General features: G+C 40.6%; 14 protein-coding genes. All 14 read right to left on the reverse strand.

Features of this window, described 5'->3' with window-relative positions:
* Positions 1 to 106: 106 nt before the first annotated feature.
* The 14 genes from ACFWMP_RS01490 to ACFWMP_RS01555 all read right to left on the reverse strand — a co-directional run bounded on the left by ACFWMP_RS01490 (position 107) and on the right by ACFWMP_RS01555 (position 13667).
* The gene (locus ACFWMP_RS01490) at positions 107 to 424 is read right to left on the reverse strand and encodes a hypothetical protein (protein ID WP_042187762.1); all 318 of its coding nucleotides are present in this window, start codon (positions 422 to 424) and stop codon (positions 107 to 109) included.
* A gap of 146 nt (positions 425 to 570) precedes the next feature.
* Positions 571 to 2028, reverse strand: a complete 1458-nt coding sequence (gene nagE, locus ACFWMP_RS01495) for an N-acetylglucosamine-specific PTS transporter subunit IIBC (RefSeq protein ID WP_379423468.1) — start codon at positions 2026 to 2028, stop codon at positions 571 to 573.
* Positions 2029 to 2076: 48 nt separating this feature from the next.
* Positions 2077 to 2583: a PTS sugar transporter subunit IIA gene (locus tag ACFWMP_RS01500; protein WP_042187759.1), complete on the reverse strand. Its 507-nt coding sequence runs from the start codon at positions 2581 to 2583 to the stop codon at positions 2077 to 2079.
* A 22-nt stretch (positions 2584 to 2605) separates the two neighbouring features.
* Positions 2606 to 3478, reverse strand: coding sequence for a PRD domain-containing protein (locus ACFWMP_RS01505; protein WP_042187757.1), 873 nt, complete (start codon positions 3476 to 3478; stop codon positions 2606 to 2608).
* A 215-nt stretch (positions 3479 to 3693) separates the two neighbouring features.
* Entirely contained in the window at positions 3694 to 4080 is a 387-nt protein-coding gene (locus ACFWMP_RS01510) for a DivIVA domain-containing protein (RefSeq protein ID WP_042187755.1), read from the reverse strand.
* A gap of 93 nt (positions 4081 to 4173) precedes the next feature.
* On the reverse strand, positions 4174 to 4533 hold the full coding sequence (locus tag ACFWMP_RS01515) for a replication termination protein (RefSeq protein WP_042187753.1): 360 nt from the start codon (positions 4531 to 4533) through the stop codon (positions 4174 to 4176).
* A 308-nt stretch (positions 4534 to 4841) separates the two neighbouring features.
* Positions 4842 to 5858: an extracellular solute-binding protein gene (locus ACFWMP_RS01520; protein ID WP_379421744.1), complete on the reverse strand. Its 1017-nt coding sequence runs from the start codon at positions 5856 to 5858 to the stop codon at positions 4842 to 4844.
* 109 nt (positions 5859 to 5967) lie between these two features.
* A complete protein-coding gene (locus tag ACFWMP_RS01525; protein WP_042187748.1) occupies positions 5968 to 7050 on the reverse strand; it encodes an ABC transporter ATP-binding protein in 1083 nt (360 codons plus the stop codon).
* Positions 7051 to 7073: 23 nt separating this feature from the next.
* The gene (locus ACFWMP_RS01530) at positions 7074 to 8729 is read right to left on the reverse strand and encodes an ABC transporter permease (RefSeq protein WP_042187746.1); all 1656 of its coding nucleotides are present in this window, start codon (positions 8727 to 8729) and stop codon (positions 7074 to 7076) included.
* 91 nt (positions 8730 to 8820) lie between these two features.
* Positions 8821 to 9858, reverse strand: a complete 1038-nt coding sequence (locus tag ACFWMP_RS01535) for an ABC transporter substrate-binding protein (RefSeq protein ID WP_042187745.1) — start codon at positions 9856 to 9858, stop codon at positions 8821 to 8823.
* 22 nt (positions 9859 to 9880) lie between these two features.
* Positions 9881 to 10669: a DUF3919 family protein gene (locus tag ACFWMP_RS01540; protein ID WP_379421745.1), complete on the reverse strand. Its 789-nt coding sequence runs from the start codon at positions 10667 to 10669 to the stop codon at positions 9881 to 9883.
* 70 nt (positions 10670 to 10739) lie between these two features.
* Positions 10740 to 12146 (reverse strand): sensor histidine kinase, encoded by a 1407-nt coding sequence (locus tag ACFWMP_RS01545; protein ID WP_042187741.1) that lies wholly within the window; start codon positions 12144 to 12146, stop codon positions 10740 to 10742.
* A 3-nt stretch (positions 12147 to 12149) separates the two neighbouring features.
* Positions 12150 to 12815: a response regulator transcription factor gene (locus ACFWMP_RS01550; protein ID WP_042187739.1), complete on the reverse strand. Its 666-nt coding sequence runs from the start codon at positions 12813 to 12815 to the stop codon at positions 12150 to 12152.
* A 276-nt stretch (positions 12816 to 13091) separates the two neighbouring features.
* A complete protein-coding gene (locus tag ACFWMP_RS01555; RefSeq protein ID WP_042187737.1) occupies positions 13092 to 13667 on the reverse strand; it encodes a GNAT family N-acetyltransferase in 576 nt (191 codons plus the stop codon).
* Positions 13668 to 13687: the final 20 nt, after the last annotated feature.

Genomic DNA, 13687 nt, shown 5'->3' on the forward strand with positions numbered 1-13687 from the left:
TTCTTCATAATTATCATAATCCATTATAAAACATACAAAAAGACAGCCCCTAATTAATAAGGTAACTGTCTTCATTATTGGTCTTACCTATCTATTTTGATCCCAATTATCGAATTCGAATATATCGGTTAAGAATCTTCTTGGACAAAATACTCCGCTCCAGCTTAAGCTCCAGCAGTTGTTCTTTCCAATGTAACACTTCATCTGATTCTTCATTCTTACGCAGCTTCTCAAACAACTTCATGATCAATATGTTAACGGAATCAAACCGTGACCATAATTCTATCACACTTTCTTCTTGAACCTGAGGTTCTTCCGATACTGTGTTAAGATTCTTTAAGCTCTCTATGATGTCAGCCTGCCACTGTCCATCGTTAATTGCTTTGGCATAATTTAAAAGGTCCAGATAATCGTCGACTGACATATGTACCGACTCCTTTGTATGGTTATACCAAGTATTATACTAGGTATTATGTATATTGCAACACTTTATCCCTGTAAGTATACAAAAAAACAAGGGCTAGTATGCGGACTAGCCCTTGCTAATAAATTTAAACGGAGTACGTTAAGTTATAGTAACTTCTCGATTTCCTCTTTGTATTGCTCCGATTTCGGACCAAATACGATTTGTACAGCACCTTGACCAAGTCTCATCACACCGGAAGCACCGAGTTGTTTCAGTGCGGAATCTTTAACGGCTTTTTCGTCTTTAACAATCAGACGTAGGCGTGTAATACAAGCGTCGATATTTTCGATGTTTGAAGGTCCGCCGATATGCTCAAGAATTTGAGCAGCCTTGGAAGAAGCAGCTGAACCTGTTGTGTTACCTCCAGTTGTTGCTACAAGCGCATCATCATCATCATCTTCACGACCAGGGGTCTTAAGCTTGAACTTCGTGATGATAAAGCGAAACAACACGTAGTACAGTACGAAGAAGCACAGACCTACAGGGATAAGAATCCATGCATTGGTGGATAGCTTCATGTTTATTAGGTAGTCAATCAAACCAGCGGAGAAGCCGAAACCAAGCTTAACATCTAGAATGTACATTAACGCCATAGAGAAACCAGTAAGTAAAGCATGCACTAAGTACAGCACTGGTGCCAAGAACATAAAGGAGAACTCAAGTGGTTCTGTGATCCCTGTTAAGAAAGAAGCGATGGCAGAACCGATGAAGATGGAAGCAACCATTTTACGTTTTTCCGGCTTAGCGGTATGAATAAATGCAAGTGCTGCACCTGGAAGCGCAAACATCATGATTGGGAAGAAGCCAGTCATAAACATCCCAGCCGTTTTGTCTCCAGCGAAGAAACGATACAAATCACCGTGTACCAATTCACCAGCAGCATTCGTAAAGTCACCAATTTGGAACCAAGCAATCGTATTAAGTACGTGGTGAAGTCCAATCGGAATCAATAAGCGGTTAGCTGTACCAAAGATGAAAGCTCCAACTGCACCAAGGGATACAACCCAGTTTCCGAAATCACTAATTACATCTTGAACTGGGCTCCAGATCATCCCAATTAATACTGCAAGGACCATCGTGGAAGCTGCGGTAATGATTGGAACAAAACGTTTACCTGCAAAGAATCCAAGCCAATCTGGCATCTTTATATTGTGATATTTCTTATATAGGAATGCTGCCCAAGCACCGGCAAATATACCTCCAAGCACACCCATGTTCAACACTACATCATCATTGATGAAGGAGAATTGAAGGGGTACGACAGCTAGTATCTTAGTCAGTACCAAATATGCAATTACTGCTGACAAGGCTGCTACGGCGTCCTTGGCAAATCCAATGGCAACCCCAACTGCGAAGATCAAGGCAAGATTTCCAAAGATAGCACCCGCACCGGCGTTTAGAAATGGAGCAAAATATTGGTTCAGGAATCCCCCAACTGCTGATCCTAGATGTAAATCTTTTTCATAGTCAAGCAATCCAAACCCTTGAAGAATAGCTGCCGCTGGCATGGTTGCGACCGGAAGCATTAGCGACTTACCTAATTTTTGTAGAAAAGCCAACATAACAATATCATCCTTTCGATTCAATAGTAGTAATGCTGTATTAGCTTATTACTTTGAAGCCACGGTAAGAATCAGATCCTGTCCTGCTGTAACCTGACCATAATGTCCGTTCACTTGAGGTGGTGTTTCCTCCGTACTAGTCACGATTACAGGTGAAATTGTGTCACAGCCTGCTGCGCGAATAACATCCAGATCAAATTCGATTAAGGTTTGACCTGCCTTCACTTGATCTCCAGAGGCAATATGACTAACAAATCCGTTGCCCTTAAGACTGACAGTATCGATTCCGATATGTAACAGCAATTGCACACCGGAGGAATGTTCCAGAATAACTGCATGACTCGATTTCACGATATGAGCAACCGTGCCATCAAAAGGAGCCTTTAGGATCCCCTCGGAAGGTCTGATTGCAACTCCGCTACCCATATGACCACCAGCAAAGGTTTCATCCGGAACCTCTGTTAATGAAACTGCCTCTCCACTGATTGGTGCCATGATTTCGATTGTATGTCCAGTATGTTTCTCTTCTTTTTTTGATTTCCATTTGGAAAACATATGCTCCACTCCTCTAAAGATGTTAGTTTTGTTTCACTAAAGTCTGAAATAATCGGTGTAAGTGCATCGCCAGGAAACACAGCTCTTCCTCCGGGATATCTACACCAAGAGATTTTTGCATCACTTTACCGAGCTTTTGAGATAACTTGTATTCCTCTTTGTATTCCTTCTTAATATGTTTCACAAAAGGATTATCTATTAGTGATCCTTTTAAAATACGTTCCAGCGAAAACCGCAAGTGGATCATTAATCGAATATGATTCATACTGCCATGCTCAAAAGTTATATTCCGTTCTTGCTGAATCATGTCTAGAAGTTCACTCACGATATTAGATGCTTTTACTAACTGACCCACCGATACATTGTTAACTGCGGAGTACACATGATAAGTTAGAAATCCAACCTCGTCTTCGGGAATTTGCACCTGAAATTCAGCATTGATCTTCTCTGATGCCTTGTAAGCGATATCAAATTCCTTCGGAAAAGACATCTTAGTTTCTTGTAAAAAAGGATTAATAATATCCATTCCGTTGCGCAGACGGTAAATGGTGAACTGAATGTGGCTCGGGAGTGCCAAATAAATCTTGTCGTTTAATTTGTCAGGAAATTGACTTTGGATATCAGCAATTATTTCATCAGTTATTCTCATCACTTTGGGATCTATGTCTTCCAGCAATATTTGATACTGACTCCAGGATTCGCGGTCTTCTAGACGAAACAATTTCTCAATACGAGGATCGTTTCCTTCAATCACACCTGAACCTTTCACAGCAAAACCAATGCCTTTACCGATAATGACATATTCCTTGCCGTTCTTGCTTCCCTGAACCATTACAACGTTGTTCCCAATCACACGCTGTACTTGAAATTGCTCGATCTCCCGCGACAAGCTCATCACTCCTTTCCCATATTATCGTCAATTAGGAACAAAAAAAGCCAAGAAATGTCTCATCGAGATGAAGACAATCCTTGGCTCATGCCCTTAACGGTAACACGCCACTAAAATATAAATGATCATTTATGAACATATCATAAATCATGAACTGCTAACTCGTCAATGGTAAATTTATAAATGTCAAGCGCAGCTCCTGAAACTCAAAAATTCACGAGTTATAAATAGCTTTCAATTTGGGGAAGCTTTTCTTTAAGCTGACGGACATTGGTCTCCAGTTTTAAAATGACCTCTTCTAATTCCTTTGGGTCGATGCCTCTAAGTACTGGGACCTGAATAACCTCTGTGGCTTTGGTTTCTGATTTTAATTCTCGCATCTCCAGCTGCTGTTCTTGCCATTTATCCATCAGATCAGCAATTGTCGCATAAAAACGCTCATAATCCTTGATTACGCTATCTAAAAATGTGTCCACTTCCTCCGCATCGTAACCACGAAGCTTCATACTGAATTCTTTTTCATGTATGGTTAGAGCATCTAGAGTGATGCCAAGTTGGCTGAATAGCTTACGTTGTTTGTCCAATCGACGTTTCATATGTTCATCCATCATTTGTTACCTCCAAGTATATACTGCAATTATCCGGCAGTAACCATTATAACAGGGTGAGAGCATCCTGAAAATATAACTATAGTTCCAGTTCTAGAAGTTATCCGCAACCGCCTTGTTCAAAATACCTAAGCAGCGATCAAGATCCGTCTTCACCTGCTTCTTATATAGCTTCGCTTTCTCTTCTCCATCAGTTGTGAAATGGTATAAGACGATTTCTTGAAAATCCACCTTCGGGTCATTCCCTTTTAGCTGTTTAGTACGATATAAAATCCCTTGCTGTACCAGCTCATGCAGCGCGCGATAAATTTCGCTCTGTGGAGGGGAATATCCATGTGCCTTGAAATCTCGACGTAAATCCTCAAGCATTTGGTATCCATACCCGCGATGTTGTTCTACCATTGTTATAAGATACACCTTGATAAAAGCCCGTTGAGCAATCATAAACGCCATATAAACCCTCCTCATGTTGTGTTTTTTTTGGTTAATCTTACCTTCTATAACTCTAGTATAAGCACTATTTTCCAACTTTCACAACCTGAAATGTGGTAGTGGGTTCACTTTTTCCGATTTGTATAGAAATTTAATAGGGATAGATGATGAATTTATTGAAAGTAACTAGATAGAGTTGTTTATTTTGTGATTTTCTATTGTGAATTTTTCATATGATGAAAGTTGGTTTTCTCGAGTAATAAATAACGGCCATTGAGAACTTAACCATAAAGTTCTCGATGGCCGTTGAATAATGAGTGAACAATCCCTTAGCGTTTATTGGCCTCATGCCATTTAGCGAGTAATTCCTCTCGGTTCGCAGCAGCGATATCGAATCGATACGTAATCATTAATTTTTCCAGCTTAACAGAAGACAAAAGCGGATGGATCTTAATATTCGGCATCACAGGTAAGGAAAATGCGGAATTCATATAATCTGTCTGAGCATCTGTTGACAGTACAAAATCTACCAGCTGCTTAGCAGCAGTCACGTTGTTCCCACCTTTCAAGATCGACACTGCACCTATCTCCCATCCAGCTTGTGGAGGAATAGAAGATTGTATAGCATATCCCGAATTCTTAAATCGAAGCTGGTCGCCCATAAAGCTGATAACAGCAGCAACTTCACCTACTGCAAGCCGCTGGGCAGAACTAATTCCTGAGAATGTAGTTGATGAACTCTGCTTCTTAAGAGCACTCACCAATGCTAGAGCTTGCTCCTCCCCACGTTCTTGTGCAAGAGAGGCTAGCAATGTGTATCCTGTACCTGAGGTTTCTGGGTCCGGAATTTCAATTTCCCCCTTGAGCTCGGGACGTAATAAGTCTTCGTAGCGTTCCGGAAGAGGTAAAGCTACAAGCTGAGGATCTTGATTCCAGACCTGCTCATTTATACCAATAGCCAATGCACCCATGTATATACCTGTCCAATAGCCCATTTTATCTTTATAGATGTCGGGGATCTCATCAGCAACATGTGATGAATAGCGAATTAATTTCCCTTTGTTCTTGAGCTGCTCATGAAGATCAGCAGGCCCACCGAGAACAACATCAATGCCTGTCTTATTGATCGACATCAAATGGTAGCTTGCCTCACCGCCAGACATGCGAATAAGCTCATAAGACTGTCCCGTCTTCTTCTTATATTTCTCCAACAGAATACGCGCTTCATCCTCTTGAAAAATTACATATACTTTGAGAGGCTGATTGCTTTTCTGGCCAGGATAGAAATATATTAGAAGAAGTATTGTTACCGCAACCAATGACAGGATAATTACCTTTGTTCTCAATTAGAACGTCTCCTCCCGCTAAACTAGCCTATAGCCGCCGTTCTATAAAAAAACGATACGCCAAAAAAGGAAAACGACTGTTTTCCTTTTTTGGAACATCTACTTCAGTTTACGGACTAACCTTTTTAATAATATGAATTTTGTCTATTGCCGCACTCATCCGAACTTGACCATCGAAAGTCTTTTGACCAATATCATAAGCATCGACAATCCATTCTTTGCCCCATTGATCTGCAAGGAAATATCTTTCCTTTTCTCCTAGAAACATCGAGGATTGGACTACTCCCATGATGTTAAATCCGCTAATGTCCGGATGATTTAGTCGCAATGATTCGGGGCGAACACTCAGAAGAACTTCCTCACCCTCTGTCAGCTTTTCATCTGTAGTAATAGTAACATTATCCCCTCCAAAGCCGTAGCTAACTGTTGCCGTACCCTCTTTACTTTGCATGACTACTGCCTCAATAAAATTGGTAGAACCAATAAAATCAGCTACATATTGTGTACGAGGTTTATAATATATTTCATGCGGCGTACCGTACTGATCAATAGCTCCTTTATTAAAAACAACGATCTGATCTGACATCGACAAAGCTTCCAATTGATCATGCGTTACATATATTACGGTTAGTCCAAGTTCCTGTTGAATTGTTCGCAGCTCAACGCGTACCTCTTCACGTAATTTAGCATCTAGATTACTTAGTGGCTCATCCAGGAGAATAATCGGCGAATTCATCACTAAGGCACGAGCCATAGCTACACGTTGCTGTTGTCCACCAGACATTTCATGGGGATATCGCTCTTCAAGTCCGGATAATTTGACCTGAGCCATAACAGCCATTACCCGTTCCTGTACTTCTGCTTCAGGTCTTTTCTTAATATCTAGTCCATAAGCAATATTATCAAATACCGTCATATGCGGGAACAAGGCATATTCCTGGAACACCATTGGAGTGCCCCTTTTATATGGAGGTAATTCATTAACCAAATTCCCGTCAATCCACACCTCACCATCATCGATGGTATAGAAACCCGCGATGGAACGTAATAAAGTCGTCTTCCCACAACCACTCGGACCAAGGAAGGTGATGAACTTCCCTCGTTCAATCTTTAAGTTGATATTTTTCAAGACATGGTTATTGCCGAACACTTTATTCACATTTTTCAAATCTAGTAGTATGTTGGATTCCATCGTACCCACTCCCTTCAAAATCATTAGAAATCAAATATTTTCACTTTGGAACGGAAGATCAACTTGATCACTCCCAGTGTTCCAAGCGTTGCACCCATCAAACCCACTGCCACAGCGGCTGCCCAATAATAGGTTCCCGTTTCGGCATAGTTAAAGATCGATACTGCTGCAACAACCCATTTAGGGGTAATTAGGAAGATTATCGTACTCAAAGTATTCATATTTTTCATAAACGCATAGACAAAGTTCGCTACGACGGTTTTTTGCAACATTGGAAATACAATCGTTGTTAGCGTCTTACGGCTACTCGCACCCAGATTGGTGGCTGCTTCTTCGATCGATTTATCCACTTGTTTAAAAGACGCAGTCAAGCCCCGATAACCTACAGGCATCTGTTTAAGTAACATCGCAATGACAATCAATGCTGCAGATCCCTGCAAAACAATCGGACCTTTACTAAACGCAACAATCAGTGCAAGACCAACGAATGTTCCTGGAAGCGCAATTGGAAGAACCGCGCTGAAATCTAGTAATTTTTTTCCTGGAAAAGGTTTGCGAACTACTATATAGGCGAGCACTAATGCAAGAGCCACCGCCAGCAACGCACTAATTAGCGATAACACTAAGCTGTTCAAAACGGCTGGACTAGATGAACTAAAGACAACTTTCATTATATGATCCAGTGTGAACGTATTATCTCGACCAAAGTTTTTCGTAAAGGCGAAAAGAATGGTGATCGCAAACATCGAAATAATGAACAATGAGATTAAACTGTTAAAAGAGAAAAGTAATGCATCTGTCTTCTTAGACGTAGTGATCCGTTTCAAACCAGATACCGGCTTACCAGTTATCGTTGAGTAGGAGCCTTTAGATAAAATCTTATTCTGAACCCAGAATACAATCAGTGCAGGAATTACTAAGATAATCCCCATGACCGAAGCTAGTCCTGCCTCGTTATTAATGATTTCTCCGTAAATTTCAACTGCTAAAAGTGAATAGTTACCACCAATTAGCTTTGGATTTCCGAAGTCAGCGAAGCAGTTAATCGCTACCAGCAAGAATGCGTTAATAACACCTGGAAGTGCAAGTTTCAGCGTAATCGTCCTGAATAATTTGAATCCTCTAGCTCCAAGATTCTGTGCTGCTATCTCCAGATTCGGTGATATAGCGCGGAGCACACCCGTTATAGTCATGTAGGCAAGTGGAAAATAGGATATCGTTTGAACAATCCACAACCCCGGTAATCCATACAAATCAAGCTCAAAATTAAAGTTGGTATTTAACCATTGTGAGATCATTCCCCCACGTCCAAAAAGCAATAGGAATGCTAAACCACTCATAACCGAAGGAGCTAATAATGGAATAAAGGCTATAAATCGAAAGAACTTCTTTCCTCTGATGTTACTGTAGTGAATTGCATACGCGTATATAAATCCAAACACTGTTGCTGTAAAAGCGGATAATGATGAGCTAACTACCGTATTTAATAGCGCTTTTCCATAACGGGGTTTACTAAAAAACGTTGCCCAATTATCAAATCCAGATGTAAACACAACGATTACCAGCGGATAAATAACAAATAGAATGAGAAATGCAAAGCTAGTCAGTACAAGTACGAGTGACGACGGATCTTTAAAGAGCCTGTTGATCGACTCCCCAATGCCTTTTTTTTCTTTCATAGGGGGCGACTCCCACCTTTCTGCCATCCAATTTGAGGGGCATTACAGTCATCATATATGGTACAGCCCTGCAATACCCCTATTGGCTCTTTTATTTCAAATCTTTTAATGCATTTTGCAACTCTTTACGCTGCGATGCTGCTTTTAACAAATCATAAGCATCGTTGTATTTCGTTGTTTTAATATCAATGCCACCTTTAGGAATCGGTACTGATGCTTTAACGGATACTGCGTATGCAGATTGCGTATACAACTCACCCGGTTCATTGGTAAGCATATAGTCCATAAGCTTCTTCGCAGCCTCTGTATTAGGCCCACCCTTAACAATGGATAAGGCTCCAACTTCATAACCTGCTGCTTCTGGAACAACACTAACAATTGGGTTGCCTTGGTATTTAATCTTCAATTGATCGCCTAGGAAAGTCACGCCAATTGTATACTCCCCTTTAGCAGCTTTCTGAATGGGCTCAATGCCAGACTTAGGTCTTTCCTTAAGGTTAGGCAGCAACTGTTTGATATAGTTCAACATCTCATCATCACCCCATACTTGGGCTAAAGAAGCTACTGCTGTATATGCTGTACCCGATGTTGCTGGATCGGACATACCAATTTCACCTTTGAATTTAGGATCAAGCAAATCCTTAAAAGTTTCAGGGTATGGATCACTACCATATTTCTCTTTCCAACGTTCTTCATTAATACCTATAGCGATTGGATTTAGATAAAACCCTGTCCAGAAGCCATCTTTGTCTTTCATATTGTCAGCGATGTCAGAAGCATTCGGAGAATCATAAGCTTCCAATGAACCTGCCTCTTTCAGTACTTGGTGCGAATCCGCTGGCCCTCCCATCAGAAAGTCGGCTTGTGGATTCGACATTTCATTCTGTACACGGGATACCGCTTCTCCACTTGGTAAACGTAGGATGTCATAGTCAATTCCAGTTTCAGCTTTGAATTTATCCAGAATTTTACGAGCCTCTTCCTCTTGAAAAATGGAATATACGGTGATTTTTTTCATTTCTTTACCGCCAAATACTCCTGATTTATACATGAAGAACCCCGCTACCAACACAACTACTATGACTGACAATAAAATGACTGACTTACTGTTTTTTTTCTTTCTCGCCATAGACTAAACCATCCCTTCAAGATCAGTATGAGGCATTATTTAGTTTGAAATAGACTCTTTGATTGGTCTCATCCAGAAGGTCATAGACCACGAAGTAAGCGCCGTTATAACGATCCACATGGATCCAGTGCTTTTTCACTCGATAATCATTCGTGAGCTGAATGACAAAGTGAGCATCGGGTGTACGTTGTAAGTCATCAAAATGGCTGAAATCGATAATACGCTCTGCTGCACGAATCTGCGATATCAACGCCTTCCTCTCAACCTGAGTGAGAGCTGTAAGTACTCCCTGCTGTAGTGTGAACACATCATTAATCTTGTTTTCCACAGCAGATCCAATACTCGACGTTGTTAACATCTTATCGATGAGTGTACTTTGCAGCTTGCGGATAGTTGCACTTACATTAAGCGAATTAACTAACTCTGCACCGAAGTGAAACGCATTCGTTTCCACTTGAAAAGGAATATCTTCTTGATCCAGATAGGCCATCGTTCCCGTCAACAGAAGTCTCGGAACTAACTGTTGTGGACGCTGCATTCCTGATGATAACAACCCGGAAAAAGTAGATCTCAATTTCAGCAATTCCTTCGGATCCTCAATGGATATCGTCCCTAGGCCTGGATACGTAATATCCACGCGCATCGGAACGCCAGCAATCCGGTCAAGTTGATCCTCCTGTCGAGGTACAACATGTACTTCATCAAGAGGTATTCGAAAAGTGTAAGCGCACATGCCGATTAGCAGACTGCCTATGATGACTTGTAACAAGATGAGGCGAAACCATGAAAGCCCTTTCTTATCCTCTGGCACTTACTTTAACCTCCTCATATATCAGAAAAATTTTAAATTTGTATCAGTTTTGTAACAGCGCTTACATTTGTTATGTTAAGAGGAATCTCAGCTGAATCTCTGTCCCCTTCTTCTCCGAGCTAGTAATGACGATACTCCCTCCTTGAAGTTCCATAAACTGTTTACATAGAGGTAATCCTAACCCATGTGATTCGTTTGAAATAATACGATCCTGTTTCTCTGCCGAGGGTAGAAATAATATACTTTGCAATTGTTGTGATATCCCTCTCCCGTTATCTATGATACGAACCAGCCCACAGTCCCCATGCTCCGTTAACTCGATATAGAGATTTGTACATTCACTATGCTTAATAGCGTTATCAATCACGTTAAATAGAACTTGCTGAGTTCTCTTGGGATCTAAATTCACTTCACAAGATGAGATCTTTAGCGTGGTAACAATCGCGGATTTTTGAAGGGTCGGCTCTAAGATACGTAGACTATCCATAATGACAGCCCCTAAATCAGTACACTCCAGCTTGATACGCCAAGCCTCATCACCAATCAGTGAGGTCTGTAACAAATCCTCAACCATATTTAACAACCGAGTACTCTCTTTACGGATATAGGTATTACATTCCTGTATATCATCCTTCTTATTCATTCTTTCAATTAAATCCGAAAACCCGATAATCGAAGTTAATGGTGTTTTTAATTCATGAGTTATGTTGTCGTAGAAAGCTTTCTGCTTTCCCTGTTCATACTTTAACATTTTGATATGATGTTGCAGCGCATCCGACATATGATTGAAATCCTTGGCTAATTCTCCTACCTCATCCTGACTACTCGCCTGTATCTTTCTGCTAAAATCGCCAATGGATACAAGCTTAAGCGCCTGCTGCAAGGCATGTAGAGGCCTCACCAACAAAGATGAGAATGAATAGCTGACCATAAGCGAAAAAATTAAACATCCTACAGCTGCAGCGATGAACCATGTGCGCATCTGGTTTAATGTCTGCAAATTCTCATGGAGGTCCAATAAATATCGAAATCCACCCACAATTTCTCCTTCATACCAGAAGGGAACTGAGTAAATTAGATATTGTGTACCTTCACCTGCAGTTATGACTGTGGCAGCATTACCAGTAAGCGCTTTCTGAATATCGTTACGTTTAAGTAAGTTTTCTTTATCGCTGCTGCTCCCAACAATCGTCTCATCTAGTGCGAATAGTTGTACTTGAAAATTGCTGTTTGACGCCAAATGCGACGCAATAAAGGGGGCGTACTTACCTGAAAATAATTGTTCTATATTAATTTTCTGATCACTGACAATCTTCAATGCCTCAATACGATGCAAGCCAAAATACTGACTTAACGTCTGAGTATCCCTTTTAATCATACTTTGGTTAAGCGTATAATTAACGATAAAAAACATCGCTGTGAGCAGCATAACAATCGTAACGGCATGCTGAATAAACATTTTATTTCGCAGCCCCATCTTCTATACCTCCAGCTTATAGCCTGTCCCATGTATAGTGGCGATCAGATGCTCGTTGGGTTTCATTTTCTCCCGAAGACGGTTTACCACCATGTCCACGGATCTTGTATGCCCATAATAATCATAACCCCAGACCTGATCAAGCAAGTCTTCGCGAGTGAAAACTTTCTTAGGATGAGCACATAAGAGCCACATGAAGTCAAACTCTTTACTAGTTGTCTTAAGCCATTGTTCCCCTATCTTACAAGTACGTCCATTCTTATCAATTTCAATAGGTCCAATCTTGATCACTTCAGGAGGCGCTACCATCTTCATTCGTCTCATAACTGCCTTAATGCGCTCGATAAGTTCCCTTGTCTCAAAAGGTTTCGTTAGATAATCGTCTGCTCCCAACTGAAAGCCAAGGATTTTATCATTCATTTCATTCTTAGCGGTGAGCACGATTACCGGGACTGACTTATACTGTTGTTGAAGCATTTGAAGAAGCTCGAACCCGGAACGGTCAGGTAACATAAGATCTAACAGTATTAAATCGGTAGACCATGTTGCAAGTTCATCCCATGCCTTAGTCACCGTTCCTACAGCTTTCGTCTGATACCCTTCCACCTCTAAGCTCAATTTTAGCAGCATTTGAATGCTGGGATCGTCTTCAATAATTAAAATATTCATATGTAGCCCTCTTTTCCTTAGATGCTATATTACACTGAACGTTCATATTTTTAGTTACCCTCTTATAATAGCGGATAACATTCAATACGAAAACGCTTTCCATTTATCTACAATTAGAAATACAAATCAAATAATTGACTATAAACTTACAATTTATATGTCTAGTATAGTAAGAAAAAACCACAAAAAAGCCCCCATATAATGGGAGCTTTACGGATTCAGGATTTTGTAGAACGGACTATACCACTCGAAAATCTCTTAATCCAGCGATTGTGTTCATGATTGCTCATCTCCGTTTTTTTCCATAAATTCATCCTTCGTTAATCCAAACAATATCAAATCATAATATCTTCCATTCGTGTAAATGACTTTCCGCCGCACGCCCTCTTGCACGCATCCGACTTTCTTTAACATCCCTATAGAACCTTCATTACCTTCAAGCGCACATTCATTGAATTTATTTAGCCGTCGCTCGAAAAAAGCATATTTTAAGAGGATGGTTATAGCTCTCGTTCCATACCCTTTACCTCGATGATCTTTATCCACCTGCACACCTATGCTGAACGTACCATTTTTCTCGTCAATGCTATTGAGATTTACGCCGCCAACATTTTCACCATGCAAATCTTCGATCGTAAACATTAGTCTATCGGATGAGAATTCAGCGTAAGTCTCCGCAAAATTTTTGGCTTCGGCAATGGTAGGTGGTAGTTCAACTGCACATTGTAAGAGTCGCCGCGCTGGAGTATCGAATCGGTTCGTATAATAACCTTCCCAATCTCCTTCTTGTATTGAACGCAATCTAATTTGGTCATCTTTCCAGTAATAATTGCTATAATCTATCTCTCTCATTTTCTAGCCTCCAAATAATA

Origin of the sequence: Paenibacillus sp. NPDC058367 (genome assembly GCF_042723305.1) — a bacterium.
Taxonomy (GTDB): Bacteria; Bacillota; Bacilli; order Paenibacillales; family Paenibacillaceae; genus Paenibacillus_AQ.